Origin of the sequence: Pantoea sp. S62, from assembly GCF_016658625.1 — a bacterium.
In the GTDB taxonomy this organism is placed as follows: Bacteria; Pseudomonadota; Gammaproteobacteria; order Enterobacterales; family Enterobacteriaceae; genus Pantoea; species Pantoea vagans.
On sequence record NZ_JACVVI010000001.1, the window covers coordinates 525,031 to 540,257 of the forward strand.

13 protein-coding genes are annotated in these 15,227 nt (G+C 54.7%); 7 read left to right on the forward strand and 6 right to left on the reverse strand.

All coding sequences use genetic code 11. The features are described from left to right. Positions 1-23: 23 nt before the first annotated feature. From IBT54_RS25110 to IBT54_RS02485, 5 genes are all read right to left on the reverse strand, one after another. Positions 24-602: a hypothetical protein gene (locus IBT54_RS25110; RefSeq protein WP_236262794.1), complete on the reverse strand. Its 579-nt coding sequence runs from the start codon at positions 600-602 to the stop codon at positions 24-26. Then, positions 563-1,354, reverse strand: a complete 792-nt coding sequence (locus IBT54_RS25115; protein ID WP_236262796.1) for a hypothetical protein — start codon at positions 1,352-1,354, stop codon at positions 563-565. The genes IBT54_RS25110 and IBT54_RS25115 overlap by 40 nt, the downstream gene beginning before the upstream one ends. A gap of 151 nt (positions 1,355-1,505) precedes the next feature. After that, entirely contained in the window at positions 1,506-2,510 is a 1,005-nt protein-coding gene (locus tag IBT54_RS02475; RefSeq protein WP_257010037.1) for a YiiG family protein, read from the reverse strand. A gap of 60 nt (positions 2,511-2,570) precedes the next feature. Then, a complete protein-coding gene (locus tag IBT54_RS02480; protein WP_201251521.1) occupies positions 2,571-4,448 on the reverse strand; it encodes a M48 family metallopeptidase in 1,878 nt (625 codons plus the stop codon). Between the two features lie 346 nt (positions 4,449-4,794). Next, positions 4,795-5,232, reverse strand: a complete 438-nt coding sequence (locus tag IBT54_RS02485) for a DUF2628 domain-containing protein (RefSeq protein ID WP_201251499.1) — start codon at positions 5,230-5,232, stop codon at positions 4,795-4,797. Positions 5,233-5,636: 404 nt separating this feature from the next. Here IBT54_RS02485 and IBT54_RS02490 point away from each other — a divergent pair, with 404 nt between their 5' ends. Continuing rightward, on the forward strand, positions 5,637-5,978 hold the full coding sequence (locus IBT54_RS02490; protein WP_013196080.1) for a hypothetical protein: 342 nt from the start codon (positions 5,637-5,639) through the stop codon (positions 5,976-5,978). Between the two features lie 71 nt (positions 5,979-6,049). Further along, positions 6,050-6,607 (forward strand): hypothetical protein, encoded by a 558-nt coding sequence (locus IBT54_RS02495; protein WP_201251500.1) that lies wholly within the window; start codon positions 6,050-6,052, stop codon positions 6,605-6,607. Positions 6,608-6,850: 243 nt separating this feature from the next. Here IBT54_RS02495 and IBT54_RS02500 read toward each other — a convergent pair whose 3' ends face one another. Beyond that, positions 6,851-8,029 carry an ABC transporter ATP-binding protein gene (locus IBT54_RS02500; RefSeq protein WP_370585058.1) on the reverse strand — a complete coding sequence of 393 codons (1,179 nt, stop codon included), beginning with the start codon at positions 8,027-8,029 and terminating at the stop codon, positions 6,851-6,853. Between the two features lie 263 nt (positions 8,030-8,292). Here IBT54_RS02500 and IBT54_RS02505 point away from each other — a divergent pair, with 263 nt between their 5' ends. The 5 genes from IBT54_RS02505 to IBT54_RS02525 are packed head-to-tail and all read left to right on the forward strand — an operon-like array spanning position 8,293 to position 15,026. Next, entirely contained in the window at positions 8,293-9,513 is a 1,221-nt protein-coding gene (locus IBT54_RS02505) for an extracellular solute-binding protein (protein WP_201251502.1), read from the forward strand. Then, entirely contained in the window at positions 9,513-10,862 is a 1,350-nt protein-coding gene (locus IBT54_RS02510) for a carbohydrate ABC transporter permease (RefSeq protein WP_236262801.1), read from the forward strand. Before IBT54_RS02505 ends, IBT54_RS02510 begins: the two co-directional genes overlap by 1 nt. Before the next feature lie 10 nt (positions 10,863-10,872). Then, positions 10,873-11,724, forward strand: coding sequence for a sugar ABC transporter permease (locus IBT54_RS02515; protein ID WP_003851665.1), 852 nt, complete (start codon positions 10,873-10,875; stop codon positions 11,722-11,724). Positions 11,725-11,727: 3 nt separating this feature from the next. After that, positions 11,728-12,921 carry a glycosyl hydrolase 53 family protein gene (locus tag IBT54_RS02520; RefSeq protein WP_201251504.1) on the forward strand — a complete coding sequence of 398 codons (1,194 nt, stop codon included), beginning with the start codon at positions 11,728-11,730 and terminating at the stop codon, positions 12,919-12,921. A gap of 41 nt (positions 12,922-12,962) precedes the next feature. Then, positions 12,963-15,026, forward strand: coding sequence for a beta-galactosidase (locus IBT54_RS02525; protein WP_201251505.1), 2,064 nt, complete (start codon positions 12,963-12,965; stop codon positions 15,024-15,026). Positions 15,027-15,227 lie beyond the last annotated feature (201 nt).

Sequence of the window (15,227 nt, forward strand, 5' to 3'; positions counted from 1 at the left end):
CCCGGCCGTAGAAGACCTATACCTCAGAATCCGCGTATCTGGTCGAACAGCTGGTAAAGACGCGACTGATCCACAAGTGAAGCGCCTTGTTCGCCCAGCTTCTGCTCCAGCGGATTCAGGACATCGAACAACACACTGTAAATCTCTTCACGTTCCACGGTCTCGATCGCCTTCGAACGCCGGTCGATGAGATTAAAGGCTTCGATGTAGGCGGTTACGGCGGCCGTCAACAGGGCTGCCACATCCATGTTGCTGGTAATATTCTGTGTCGCAGTCCGCAGGTTTTTGTAAGCCAGCGCCGCTTTTCGGGCATGCGTGGCAGAAATATGTTCGCGACCATCCCAGTCGCGGAGCGGATTATGCAGGTTTTCAGTCAGCCACTCCAGCTTGCGGGCCTTACTCAACGAGAGGTCCAGCCCCAGCGTTGTCGCCTGCTTATAAGCGATTCTGACATAACTCACCAAATCAGACGGGACGCTGGTCATCCACAGGCTGGAGAGATTCGGCAACTGTCCGGGACGCGGAAAGTCGACCGCGCTAAAGCCAAAAATGTTGGAGAGGGTCAGCATCCGCAACTGTGGCAGTGCAGCAATACTCTGCATATGGCTGACCACGCCGGGGTTCCCCAGAAACGCAGCTCAGTCAGACAGGGAAAACGTTCCACTACAGGTGCCAGATCGATCGCTTTTACGCCCGTCAGTGACAACGCCCCGAGCCGATCCAGACCCTGCAGTAACGGCATACCCTGTGAACATTGCAGACAGAGGTTACGACCTTCCTGATGCGTCTCTACCTGCAAATCTGACGAGGGTGTTGCGGTAAGTGATAGCAGGGCGAGATCAGGGTTCAGCCGCACATGGATCACGCCTTCCGGGTTCAGAATCAGGCGCGACAGGCGGGTCGCCGCGACATTGATCGCGCTGACCACGGCGGACTGCCAGTGTAGTTCGTTGATGAAGGGATGCTGCCGGATATATGCCATCAACCCGGGCGTGCCATGTGCGGGCTCAAGGGTCATCAGACAGGGCAGTCGATCCAGTTCAGAGAGATCAGTCAGGGTTTGCAGGATGCTGTCATTGACGCGGGTGGTGTTCTCACGACGTGTCTGACCACCGACGATGACGTTGCGTGTGCCAGAGACGGCCTTAAACTGCGCACGCCGGACCGGGTCGATTTTCTCCCAGCTGCGCTGAAGCGCCAGACTGTCTCCCACGTCCCAGCCGAATTTATAGGTGCTGACGTCGTTGTCTGCCAGTGGCGGCAGGTTAGCAATCAGCACGTGCCCCGGTGGCACACTGGCGGGAACGTAACCCTGATCCAGGCTCTCTTTGAGAAAATAGTAGCTGCAGCGCAAAGGCTGCAGACGGCTGGCTTCGGTTTTGTCGGGCAGATGTTCGCCCGCCCAGTCGAGTTGCAGAATGGCTGCAAGGGCTTTGCCACTGGGATTAGCAGGCTAACAGACTGTGCCAGCCCGCCCCGGAATCTCATGGGGGCGGGCAGCCAGCTTACAGGCGGTTACTGGCCTCGACCAGTTCGTTATAGGACTTTAAAACGCGCATCGGTGAACCCGATACCATCCAGCCCGTATTACCGCTTCCTTTCAGCAGACTCTGCTCACCTGTGCTGTAAGGCGTTTTATCGCGGACCCGACGCATGCGATCTTTGCAGTCTTTCAGGAAGGTTCCTGCATTCTCCTGGAAGATGGACCAGGTTAATGGCTTGCCCGCTTCGCTGGCCGTTGCCTTTCCTGCCTCAGCCAGCAGCGCACTGTAAGCATCAATCGATTTTGTCATCTCCGCCACATCGGGCGCGGACGCGGTAAGCACGGTCGCCAGCTGTTTAGCCTGAGTGACTAATGCCAGGCGATAGTAGCGACTATGGCGGCCCTCAGACTTTTCAATTTCAACGAGCTGCGCAGCGGTGAGGGCATTGTTCTCTTTCTCAACTTCGGCACCGAACTGGTCGCTGGATTTCATAAAGCGGTCAAAGGCCTGCATGAGCGGTTGATGCATCTGCTTGCCTTTCGCGAAGCCATCATCCTTGTAATCATCCTGACTGTAGTAGAGGTGTGCCTCTGAAACCAGCGGCTGCAGTGCCGATAAATCCGCCAGATACTGTGTGGCTGCCTCATCCAGCGCCGGCATTTTTGGGCTGGCCTTTGATGCCTCATTGATAGCTTTAGTACATTTATCCAGTTCGTAAGGCGTGACATCCCCCAGCAGGTTGACACTGCGCTCCTTGCCGGTGGGGCCCTTTTCAACATTCGCAATCCAGCTTACATAGCGCAGAGCACTGTCACGGACCGATCCATCGGTGGTGTTAAAACATCCCACATAGGCGTTCAGTTTAGTGGTGAGTTGCGCAGTTGTATCCTCTGCAACGGCCTGCGGCTGGCTCTGCGGAGCCGGTTTTGCATCCGCTTTATCACTGTTGTCGCATGCGGCCAGTGGCAGTACGAGGGCGGTTACCAGCATCCCGGGTAATATGGCCCTGCTTGCTCTTTTAAACACAATAGCTCCTTTATTTGTTGAGTCAGAAATACAAATTCTGAATAGATGATGCGCTGTGCGTCAGGCGCTTTGCGCCGCTGCCGCTGCTTCTTCTTTCAGTAATGCCCGGACCGTCTGATGACGATGCCAGTACAGGCCGAGGATATTCTTGAAGGCTTCAATCTCCTTCTTCAGGCCCGGCAAGGGAATCTCACTGCGCTTTTTGCCCTTAGTGTTCGGCTGCTCATGCTGCACGTAGAGCTTATCCCGGCCGAAATTACGAATGACGTTGATGTTTTTAACGTTATCCCAATCCAGCAGTTCGCCGGTTTTCGGCGACAAGATGCCCTGCCAGGTGATGACAATCTGCGAGCCATCTTTCAGCGTGTAAGGCACATTGGGGAAATGCTTCAGTACCAGCGCGGTTTCCATCTCTCCTTCAGGCTGATAGCGCCAGGCCAGGCTCTCCTCATGCACCGAGGAGAAGTCGCGTTCATATTTCTGCCACAGCTGCTGTTCGATCTCATTGGCAACCGGCATCAGATCGACCCAGCTCTCGTCCGGGAAATCGGCGGCGACCATGGCATAGTCGGCTTCGTCGATGTTGTAGCCGACGTTGCGCATCCTTTCTGCCAGCGGAGGGTGGGAATCAAACGGATGCGGCACATTCTGTTCGCGGACAATGCTGATAAAGTCCGGAGTGGCGACATGCGCTGGCAGACCGGCAGCGATAGCTTTGCTGATGCCCAGTTCGTTTTCGTGCAGCGTCCGGTCATTAAAGAAGTTACGTTCAACTTCGCTGCGATAGCTTGCATAGGCCGACACTTTGATCAGCGATTCGATAATCGCGGCCGGGGAGACCAGGGTTGAGGCATTACGGTCCGCCACAAACTCACGTTCACGGCTGTTGCGCTGCCACGCCAGCTCAAACAGCATGCGATAGAGATAGAGCGGGTAGTAGACGATCAGCGTAGCCAGGTTCTGACCCATCAGCTGCATATAGAGGTCAAAGCGATGTAGCTTCGGTCCCAGCAATGCGCCAGAGGCGGTGTCGCCTTCGTGAAGGTGTGTCAGCTCATGAACCATCACACCATCCGCCTGCGCCACGGTGAGCTGACGCAGCAGTGGAATACTGACATAGAGCTTTCGACCGCTGAGCGGGTGTCCGTTTACACTCAGTGGGGCTTCCGTCACGTAGAAGTTGGTGTCGATGCCCGCAACGATATGATCGGGTGGTGTGGTGCCGACTCTGGCGGCCAGCATATCAATCTGTGACCAGAGTGCCGGAGCGGCTTCGCGGGTCACGACTTCGCCTTCAATACTCTCTTCCGGCGGAAGTTTTTTGAAGATGCCTTTGATCATGTAATACATGCCGGCCAGCACCAGCAGGCCGACCGCCATCACCAGCTTTGGATAGTAGGTTTGCGTGAAGAAAGCAGTACCCCAGAACGACAGCCAGACCAGCATGGCGCCCTGAACTATGACTTCCAGAGAACAGGCCAGCATCAGGAATTTACGGGCCAGCGCCAGACTGATGACCTGTCCCCGGCGGCTTTTAAAGGCCAGCGCGCTGAACAGCAATACCATCAGCAGGACGACCCCGCTGCCGATCAAGGTCCAGATGGCCACTTTATCCATCATATAAAACTGCCACAGCTCAGATTGCGGTGCGCAGACGGCGTTTTTGTAATCCTGCAGATTTTCATCGACCGGACCACAGACGCTGGACGGCGGATTCTGCTGCAAAAATGCCTGCAGTTTGCGGGTATCCTGATGTTGCTCCTGCGCATCGTTCATGAATAACTGGGTGTACTGCTGGTCGAGTTGCGAGTTGCCATATTCAGCAAAAACCAGGGTGATCACGGGGACCAGAAACAGTGTGAACAGCAGCCAGAGAAATACCTTGAGATAACCCTTTTTCAATTCCGTTAATGATTTCAAAATAATAACATCCCATATGTCAGTGAAAGGGGAAGCTGCTTTTTAAGGAAATTCTTAAAAGAATGCCCTTGACCCGGCTACACTTTGCGGGACATGTTTGCGAGCTTCAGCGATATGATAATTAATGCAAAGTGCGCTAAGCCAGTCAGCACCTGTTCCTGAAAGCGCAGAAAAATATTTCATGGGCTTGTCAGGTTACCAGCAGATTATTCTGCTGACGGCACCCTTTTGTTCTGCCGCGACAGCAATAATTTGAGTTAATATTCATTATTTATTTCGGTCAGCCTCCACCATGAAGTTAAAAAAGCTGCCTGTCTGCTGACGCTATACCGGATTTACTATTTTGCCAGTTGCGCTGAAAAAATTACCAGCGCATCCCTTTAAAAGGATTCCAGCCGTTATCGCCTTTTCTCTCTTTCAGGTAATAACTGTAATTCGTGCTCATGCCGTACAGGGCATTAAATCCATAACCCAGACCGACCTGGAGATACCGTGGGAATTCTATGCCCGCAATCGCTAAGCCGATGATTAATACAGTATAAACAGCCACCATAATTAAAATCAGCGAGATGTTTTTCTTCCACAGGCCGAGTACAAACAGATAAATCGGGCCGAACAGGAAGGCAATTAAATTCATGTTCACTCTCAATTTTTGCCTGAAAGGAAGTTGTTTTAATGCCTGTCTGAAAGCGGGTGTACTGGGAGCACCATAACGGTCAAAAAAATCAAAGCGGGCCTGCCACTTCGCACTGTACGCTTTAGCAGTATTGATGTTTTCAATATTTTCAATCGGTTGTTTCATGTTTTCCTCACTACCCTGTGCAAAAATCTGGCGACCCCGAGCCTATTACTGGCGGATTACAGCAATTAAATTACTGCTCAATGCCCGCCGGAGCCGCAGAGACGAATTTTAAAAACAGTCATGCTACCGTCGCAATTCATTCGCGCCAATATAATATCGTTACGAAACAAATAGCCCTGCCGCACCCTGGGGACAATATTAGCGTGCTAAGTACGTAATTCAGGATAAGCAAATCATTGGGAAATAACCCTGGCAGCTTCAGGTGTTTTATTATGAAGCTGGCATGGCAGCCCGATTGGAACAAAGCCAATATTAACACCAAAGAAAATATCGCCACAATGATAAAAATATGTTAATTTTCAGAAAATCATTCCTCGTTCCTCACCCATTTAAAGGATATAAAGATGATCGCATGGAGCGGAGTCGGATTTTTTGTCGCATTATTAATTTGTGCCGCCTATCTGCTGTGTAAATGGGTGCTGGATTTTTATTACTACGACGGTTTCTTCCTGGCGCATTTATGGGCGACAGGCGCGACGCTCATCGTTGCCGCTCTTTTTTGTGCGGTTTTCGTCTGGGCGCTCCGGCAGGAAAAATGGCTGGACTCCATCGCTACGGCGACGAAAAGCGAGCCGATGATGGCCCCTGAAAAAACCCACAACTTCTTTTTTATCCCCGTTCTCTACTGGCCGATTATTCTGTTACTGCTCGGCTCAGGGATCTGTATTTACGACCTGACTCGATAACGCCTCTGCCTCACCGACACCCGATGTGGTGTCTGTGAAATGGAAATATCCACTACACGAAGGAGTTCACGGTGAAATTACGTCAATCATTAAACATTATGGCTGCAGTCTGCCTGACTGCTGCTCTTTGCAGCGCTCCGATGATTGCATCGGCAGCCGAAGCGAAAACAGCACAAGCCGCAAATCCGCAGACTCAGACGCTCTCTCTGCTGGATGGCAAACAGACTTTCACTCTGCAGGGCTATGAAAAGCAGCCTGTTCCGGGCGGCGGACCAGGTACTATGTATGTGAACAAGCAGGAAAAACGTGTGTTGATTGTTGGCGAAGAAGAGATCCCGGTGATTGCCCGTGGTGCCAGTGACGCTGATTTTCTCAACGGCATGAAGTCGATCAAAGACAAGCAGAAGCAGGCTTCACCTTCTTACACGGTGATTAGTGAGAAGACCGAAAACGCCAATGGTCTGCCGGTCTATCATATTGAAGCTACTGACAAGATGGGTGGCAACGATGTGCAGCAGGCTACTCTGCTGGCGGTCGCCAACAAGAAATTCACCGTTATCCAGGTGATTTCAAATCATAAAGACAAGGCTGGTCACCTGAAAGCAGTTAACAATATTCTCGGTAAATAAGCCGATAAGCTTGGTTAGCGGTAAGACGGAGCCTGCGAAGGGAACACGGTCAGATCGGAAAGTCGCTTGAGCCAATCCCTGGCCGCTCGGCCCGCGCCGTCCATGGCGCGGGACGCTTTCCTATTCTGCCCGTGTTCCCTGCGCAAATAAGTTATTAGTTGCTGTCAGATTCAGCCTTATTTAAGTTTGTCAGCAGTGTGAGGCCGTTTCCGGCCTCTTGTTAAATTCCTCCAGACACTCACTTCAGGCCGCGCGCACCTGCGGCATCGCAATATCTGCGCTGATACGTGCGCCGTCGGCGTCAAATACCATGCAGTGATGCGGGTGGAAGCTGGGCCGCAGCGTCTGATAAGGGCGGAAATGCACATCGCCCGGCAGCAGCATCTTGAAGCCGTCGTGGCCATGGCTCTGACCAAAAAGATACGTATTATTGCCGAGTCGCTCAACGACTTTGCAGTGGAAGTCGATATTCAGAGGCGCATCGCCGTTGATCTGCAACTGTTCCGGTCGGATACCCAGGGTGATCTCATCTCCTGGCTGCAACGGGCGGATGGGCGAGGGGAGTTGCAGCCGGTGTTCGCCGTCGTTGATCAGGGCGACCAGCCCGCCAGGGCTACACTGCTCCACGCACGCGGGCAGGAAGTTCATCTTCGGGGAGCCGATAAAGCCCGCGACAAATCGGTTGATTGGATTGTAATAGAGTTCCATCGGCGAACCGACCTGCTCTACCTTGCCGTAGTTCATCACCACAATCTTATCAGCCAGCGTCATCGCTTCCGTCTGATCGTGCGTCACATAAACCATGGTGGTTTTCAGCTCCTGATGAAGCTTAGCGATGTGCAGACGCATATCGACGCGCAACTCTGCATCCAGGTTCGATAATGGCTCATCAAACATAAATACCCGGGGATTACGCACGATGGCGCGACCAATGGCGACACGCTGACGCTGTCCGCCGGAAAGCTGTTTAGGTTTGCGATCCAGCAGGTGCGCCAGCTGCAGCGTCTTCGCCACCATCTCCACCTGATGCTGAATCTGCGCCTTGGGCAGCCCGTTGACCTTCAGGCCGTAGCCGATATTCTCCGCCACCGTCATATGGGGATAGAGTGCATAACTCTGGAACACCATCGCCACGCCCCGGTGCGAAGGTGCCACATCATTCATCACCTCATCGCCAATCAGAATCTCACCGTCACTGATCTCTTCCAGCCCGGCAATCAGCCGCAATAGCGTGGATTTTCCACAGCCTGATGGACCGACGAATACTGCAAACTCACCAGCTTCAATATCAAGTGCGATATTTTTCAGCGTTTCTGTTTTACCAAAGCGTTTGGTGACATTTCTCAATCTGATGCTGGACATGCTGAACCTCATGGCAAGGAGTTTGGTGGCTGAAATGTAATACGTATAACAGTTGGCCATTTTCCACGTCAGCCCTGATGGTGCCTGCGTTGACTATAACGTTCCGTCAGGGCACGCCCTATCGCTGTTTTTGATTTCTGTAATACCGATCACACATTGGTGTGAACGGGCTGGAGCACGTTACGTATTCCGCGTAGCGTATGGCGCAAATGCGATACGTTATTCACGTTTTATATGACCGATGAACCCTGTTCAGCATGTGTCTGAAAAAAGAACAACAGCAAATGACAGTTAAAATGTCATACCTTCACACGAGGCCGGTAATGAAAATCAAAATCAGCGTTACGCTACTTCTGTCAGCCATGATGCTTAATCAATCCGTCTGGGCCGCTCAGCAACTCACCGTCTGGGAAGACATTAAAAAATCGGACGGCATCAAAACGGCGATCGCCGATTTTCAGAAACAGTACGGCGTTGAAGTGAAAGTGCAGGAGATGCCGTTTGCGCAGCAGATTGAGAAGCTGCGTCTGGATGGTCCGGCAGGTATCGGCCCGGATGTGCTGGTGATCCCCAACGACCAGCTCGGCAGTGCGGTGGTGCAGGGCTTGCTGGCTCCGCTGAAAATCGATGCGGCAGAGCAGAGTGCTTATACGCCTTCGGCAATGGCCGCGTTCACACAGAATAACGTGGTCTACGGCGTGCCTAAGGCGGTTGAAAGCCTGGTGCTGATCTACAACAAAGATCTGCTTCCCGCGCCGCTGAAAACCCTGGATGAGTATCGCGCGTTCTCGCAGAAGCAGCGCGAGGCAAAAAAGTATGGCCTGCTGGCGAAGTTCGACCAGATTTACTACAGCTGGGGCGTGATGGCACCAATGGGGTCTTACATTTTTGGTAAAGACGCAAAAGGCGGGATTAACACTCAGGATATCGGGCTGAACACCCCAGGCAGCGTGGAGGCGGTGACATACCTTAAGCGCTTCTTCAGCGAAGGATTGCTGCCGGGCGGCATCATGGGCGACAACGGTCTTAACGCTATCGACTCGCTGTTTACCGAGAAGAAAGCGGCGGCGGTGATCAACGGGCCCTGGGCGTTCCAGCCTTATCAGGCGGCCGGGATCAACTACGGCGTAGCGCCCCTGCCGCTGCTGCCAAACGGCAAGCCGATGAGCTCCTTCCTGGGCGTGAAAGGCTATGTGGTATCGACCTGGAGTAAAGATCAGGCGCTGGCGCAGAAGTTCCTCACCTTTATCAACCAGCCGCAATACGTGAAAGCGCGTTATCAGAAAACTCAGGAGATCCCACCGGTTACTGCGCTGATGAACGATCCGATTATTAAAGATGATGAGAAAGCCAACGCGGTCGCGGTGCAGGCGGCGCGAGCCTCAGCCATGCCGGGTGTGCCAGAGATGCAGGAAGTGTGGGGTCCGGCCAATGCGGCGCTGGAGCTGAGCGTTTCCGGCAAGCAGGAGCCAAAAGCGGCGCTGGATAACGCGGTGGAACAGATCACCATGCAGATTGAAGCGATGCAGGCCAGCAACCAGTAATGCCGGTTCACGGGATAACCGTACAGGATAAGGATCAGAGTGTGGCTATATCTTCCGATGAACATCTGGTAACCGCTAAGCGTCCGCGTCGTCATGCGACGACCGGTGCGTTGCTGGCACTGCTGCCTGGCTTCGGCCAGTTTTATCACCGCCAGTGGGCGAAAGGCCTGTGCTTTCTGATTCTGCTCAGCAGTTTTACCGGCATCTTCCACGATTTTCTGCGTGTAGGATTCTGGGGGCTATACACGCTGGGTGAATCGGTGCCGCGCGATAACTCCATTTTCCTGCTGGCGGAGGGAATTATCAGCGTGCTGATCGCCGCCTTCGGCGTGGCGGTCTGGGGATTGTCGGTGCGCGATGCCTGGGTCAATGGCGTTAAGCGCGACAGGGGGCAACCGCTTAACAGCGTGCGCCAGCAGTATCAGCTGCTGCTGCGCGACGGCTTCCCCTACCTGATGATTTCGCCAGGCTTTATTCTGCTGGTTTTCGTGGTGGTGTTTCCGATTCTGTTTGGTTTTGCCATCGCCTTCACCAACTACAACCTTTATCACACGCCTCCGGCGAAGCTGGTGGACTGGGTGGGGTTCAAAAACTTCATCAACATTTTCACGCTGTCGATCTGGCGCTCCACGTTCTTTGACGTGCTGCAATGGACCGTGGTCTGGACGCTGCTGGCAACCACGCTGCAGTGCACGGTGGGCGTGATGCTGGCAATTCTGGTGAATCAGAAAGACCTGCGCTTTAAGCCGCTGATCCGCACCATCTTTATCCTGCCGTGGGCGGTGCCGGGCTTTGTGACCATTCTGGTGTTTGCCGGGATGTTCAACGACAGCTTTGGGGTGATCAACAACGCGATTCTCGACTTCTTTGGCATTGCGCCGAAAGCCTGGATGACCGATCCGTTCTGGACCAAAACGGCGCTGATCATGATGCAGACCTGGCTCGGCTTCCCGTTTGTCTTCGCGATGACTACTGGCGTGCTGCAGGCGATCCCGGACGACCTGTATGAGGCGGCAATCATGGATGGCGCCAGCGCCTGGACGCGGCTGAAAACCATCACGCTGCCGCTGGTGCTCTACGCCATTGCACCGATCATCATCACGCAATACACCTTCAACTTTAATAATTTCAACATCATCTATCTGTTTAACAACGGCGGTCCTGCCGTGGCGGGATCGAATGCCGGAGGAACCGATATCCTGGTGTCGTGGATCTACAAGCTCACCATGTCGTCGTCGCAATACGCTATCGCGGCCACCATCACCATTCTGCTGTCGATATTCGTGGTAGGTCTGGCGCTGTGGCAGTTCCGCGCGACCCGGTCGTTTAAACAAGATGAGATGGCGTAAGGGAGCAGTTATGGCGAAGTCCGGCAGTATTAAACGCGAAAGGTGGATACGCCTGTCGCTGACCTGGCTGGTAGTGCTGGCCGTCTCGACCATCATTATCTATCCGCTGGTCTGGACGGTAGGGGCATCACTGAATGCAGGCAACAGCCTGCTCAGCAGCTCGATCATTCCGGAGAATGCGTCGCTGCAGCATTACCGCGACCTGTTCAACGGTACGGTGCCTTATATGACGTGGTACTGGAACTCGATGAAAATCAGTTTCCTGACCATGGTGCTGACGCTCATCAGCGTCAGCTGTACCGCCTACGCCTTTTCCCGATTCCGGTTTAAGGGACGGCAGAACGGCCTGATGCTGTTTCTGCTGTTGCAGATGATCCCGCAGTTTTCGGCGCTGATCGCGATTTTCGTGCTGTCGCAGCTACTGGGGTTAATCAACAGCCATCTTGCGCTGGTGCTGATCTACGTCGGCGGGATGATCCCGATGAACACCTATCTGATGAAGGGCTATCTCGACTCGATTCCCAAAGATCTGGATGAGTCGGCGCGCATGGACGGGGCGGGTAACTTCCGCATTTTCGTTGAAATCATCATGCCGCTGTCGAAGCCGATTCTGGCCGTCGTCGCGCTCTTCTCCTTCACCGGGCCGCTGGGCGATTTCATTCTTTCCAGCACCATCCTGCGCACGCCGGAGCAGTTCACGCTGCCGATTGGCCTTTATAACCTGGTGTCGCAAAAAATGGGCGCCAGCTACACCACTTATGCGGCGGGTGCCGTGCTGATCGCCGTGCCGGTGGCGGTGTTCTATCTGGCCCTGCAGAAGTACTTCGTTTCCGGCCTGGCCTCAGGCAGTACTAAAGGATAAATCATGACGCCAAAAACATTGATTCTCGCCCTGGCGCTGGCCTGGGCGACACCGCTGCTCGCCGCCGATCGGCCTGTCATCGCCTCTGCCGGGCCATGGCCAGCCGATTTTATCAAAGGCGCGGATATCTCTTCGCTGGCGGAGCTGGAGAAGCAGGGCGCGAAATTCTACAACGCGGATAACCAGCAGCAGGATGCCATCGCCATTCTGAAAGCCAGCGGTATCAATACCATCCGGCTGCGGCTGTGGGTCGATCCCACCGACGGCAGCGGTCACACCTACGGCGGTGGCGGCAATGACCTGGCGACCACACTGGCGCTGGCGAAGCGCGTAAAAGTGGCGGGACTGAAGCTGCTGCTGGATATTCATTACAGCGATTTCTGGACCGATCCCGGCAAGCAGTTCAAACCTAAAGCCTGGCAGTCGCTGACCTTTCCACAGCTGGAAACGCAGGTGCATGACTATACGCGCGACACTATCGCCCGCTTTAAAGCGGAAGGCGTGATGCCGGATATCGTGCAGATTGGTAATGAGCTTAACGGCGGCATGCTCTGGCCAGAAGGCAAGAGCTGGGGCCAGAACGGCGGCGAGTTTGATCGCCTTGCCGGTCTGCTGAAAGCGGGCATCAGCGGGCTGCGCGAAAACCTCAGCGATCCGCATCAGGTGAAGATCATGCTGCATCTGGCTGAGGGCACGAAAAACGACACGTTCCGCTGGTGGTTCGATGAAATCGTTAAGCGCGATGTGCCGTTCGATGTGATTGGCCTGTCGATGTACACCTACTGGAACGGTCCCATCAGCGCCCTGAAAGCCAACATGGATGATATCTCCCGGCGCTATGGCAAGGATGTAATGGTGGTGGAAGCGGCCTACGGCTACACGCTGGAAAATTGTGACAACGCCGAGAACAGTTTCCAGGCGAAAGAGGAAAAAGCGGGCGGCTATCCCGGCACGGTCCAGGGCCAGGCGGCCTATCTGCATGACCTGATTAAAGCAGTGCTGGCGGTGCCGGACCATCGCGGTAAGGGCGTGGTCTACTGGGAACCGGCGTGGATCCCCGCGCCCGGCAATACCTGGGCCACACCCGCCGGCATGAATTATATCCACGACGAATGGAAACAGGGTAACGCCCGCGAGAACCAGGCGCTGTTTGACTGTCACGGCAAGGCGCTGCCTTCGCTACAGGTTTTACATTAACTATTAGCGTTAACGCTGATGTCTTCCTCTGAGGAACAGGTATGAATAAATTTCCCCCGCTCAGCGCCCGGGTTAACCGGCTGCTGCATGGTGCTGACTACAATCCGGAACAGTGGGCGCACCAGCCGGGCATTATTGATGACGACGTAGCCATGATGAAGCAGGCGAACTGTAACGTTATGTCGGTGGGTATTTTCAGCTGGGCGAAGCTGGAGCCGGAAGAGGGGCACTATGAGTTCGGCTGGCTGGATGAGGTGATCGATACGCTGTGGCTGCAGGGGATTTCCGTGTTTCTTGCTACCCCGAGCGGGGCACGTCCGGCCTGGATGTCGCAGGCATATCCGGAGGTGCTACGCGTGGGGCGCGATCGCGTGCCGGCCCTGCATGGCGGCCGTCATAATCACTGTATGACCTCGCCGGTCTATCGCCAGAAAGTGCAGGCGATGAACAGCCGGCTGGCGGCGCGCTATGCGCAGCATCCGGCGGTGATCGGCTGGCATATTTCCAATGAGTATGGCGGCGAGTGTCACTGCGATCGCTGTCAGGAGGCGTTTCGCGGCTGGCTGCAGCGCCGCTATGAGACGCTGGAGAAGCTGAATTTCGCCTGGTGGAGCGATTTCTGGAGTCACACCTACAGCGACTGGTCACAGATTGTGTCGCCTGCGCCACAGGGTGAGATGTCGATTCATGGTCTGAATCTGGACTGGCGGCGTTTTATGACCGATCAGGTGACGGACTTCTGTCGTGAGGAGATTAAACCGCTGAAGCAGGCGAATCCCGATCTGCCTGCCACCACCAATTTCATGGAGTATTTCTACGACTACGATTACTGGAAGCTGGCTTCGGCGCTCGATTTTATCTCGTGGGACAGCTACCCGATGTGGCACAACGAGAAGGATGAGACCACGCTCGCCTGTTATACCGCGATGTATCACGATTTGATGCGCACCCTGAAGCAGGGCAAGCCGTTTGTGCTGATGGAGTCGACGCCGGGCGCGACGAACTGGCAGCCGACCAGCAAGTTAAAGAAGCCGGGAATGCATATTCTGTCATCACTGCAGGCGGTGGCGCATGGTGCGGACGCGGTGCAGTATTTCCAGTGGCGCAAGAGTCGGGGGTCGGTCGAGAAGTTTCACGGTGCGGTGGTCGATCATGTCGGTCATATTGATACGCGAACCGGGCGTGAAGTGAGTGAGCTGGGCCGGATGCTGGCAGCGATGACGCCGGTGATGGGCAGTCGGGTTGAGGCGCGCGTTGCGATTATTTTCGACTGGGAGAGTCGCTGGGCGATGGATAATGCGCAGGGTCCACGCAATCTGGGTCTGCATTATGAGCGTACGGTAAACGAGCACTACCGTGCTTTCTGGGAACAGGGCGTTGCGGTAGATGTGATTAACGGCGATAGCGATCTCAGCGGTTACGATCTGGTGATAGCACCGATGCTCTATATGGTGCGCGACGGTTTTGCCGCGCGAGCAGAAGCGCATGTTGAGCGGGGCGGGCATTTCGTGGCCAGCTACTGGAGCGGCATCGTGAATGAGAGCGATCTCTGTTATCTGGGAGGATTCCCGGGTCCGCTGCGGCCGCTGCTTGGCATCTGGTCAGAAGAGATCGACAGTCTGACCGATGGGGAGTGTAACGGCGTGCGCGGGATGCGCGGCAATGAGCTGGGTCTGAGTGGGCCATATCAGGCGCGGGAGCTTTGCGAGCATATTCATCTGGAAGGGGCCATGGCGCTGGCCAGTTACAAGAGTGATTTTTATGCCGGAACCCCTGCGGTGACGGTGAATCGGGTCGGTGAGGGTAAAGCCTGGTATATCGCGTCGCGTAATGATCTGCCGTTCCATCGGGATTTTTATGGTGCGCTGATTAAGCAGCTGGGATTGCCGCGTGCGCTGGCGACTGAGCTGCCGCCAGGCGTGGTGGTACAACGCCGTACTGATGGTGAGAAGGCTTTTCTGTTTGTGCAGAACTTTACGGGGCAGGCGCAGCAGTTATCGTTGCCTGCCGGGTTAAGGGATTTAATCGATGGCTCGGGTGTAGGGGGAACGCTGATGCTGGGGCCGTGGGGATGTCGGGTTTTGAGTGTGCTTCTGGAGCAATGATGATCGCTGGCTCAGGGGGGATGTTGACGCTTTCTGGCAGTCTGAGCACATGCTCAGGGGGCATATGCCTTCCGCAAAGGCGCAAAAGATGGCATCCCTGCCCGCTCAGCACGGGCAATTACGCACCTCATCCCTGAGGTGCGCCCGTTCCCGGGCCAACGCTTTGCGTTGTTCAAAAACGCTCCCGGCGTTTTTGTCCCT

Excerpts from the sequence above, each read along its gene's own strand:
- IBT54_RS02510 (WP_236262801.1), top strand. The coding sequence starts at position 9,513 with ATGCCGGTTCACGGGATAACCGTACAGGATAAGGATCAGAGTGTGGCT.
- IBT54_RS02525 (WP_201251505.1), top strand. The coding sequence starts at position 12,963 with ATGAATAAATTTCCCCCGCTCAGCGCCCGGGTTAACCGGCTGCTGCAT.
- IBT54_RS02500 (WP_370585058.1), bottom strand. The coding sequence starts at position 8,029 with ATGGCCAACTGTTATACGTATTACATTTCAGCCACCAAACTCCTTGCC.
- IBT54_RS02515 (WP_003851665.1), top strand. The coding sequence starts at position 10,873 with ATGGCGAAGTCCGGCAGTATTAAACGCGAAAGGTGGATACGCCTGTCG.
- IBT54_RS02505 (WP_201251502.1), top strand. The coding sequence starts at position 8,293 with ATGAAAATCAAAATCAGCGTTACGCTACTTCTGTCAGCCATGATGCTT.
- IBT54_RS02490 (WP_013196080.1), top strand. The coding sequence starts at position 5,637 with ATGATCGCATGGAGCGGAGTCGGATTTTTTGTCGCATTATTAATTTGT.
- IBT54_RS02520 (WP_201251504.1), top strand. The coding sequence starts at position 11,728 with ATGACGCCAAAAACATTGATTCTCGCCCTGGCGCTGGCCTGGGCGACA.
- IBT54_RS02485 (WP_201251499.1), bottom strand. The coding sequence starts at position 5,232 with ATGAAACAACCGATTGAAAATATTGAAAACATCAATACTGCTAAAGCG.
- IBT54_RS25110 (WP_236262794.1), bottom strand. The coding sequence starts at position 602 with ATGCAGAGTATTGCTGCACTGCCACAGTTGCGGATGCTGACCCTCTCC.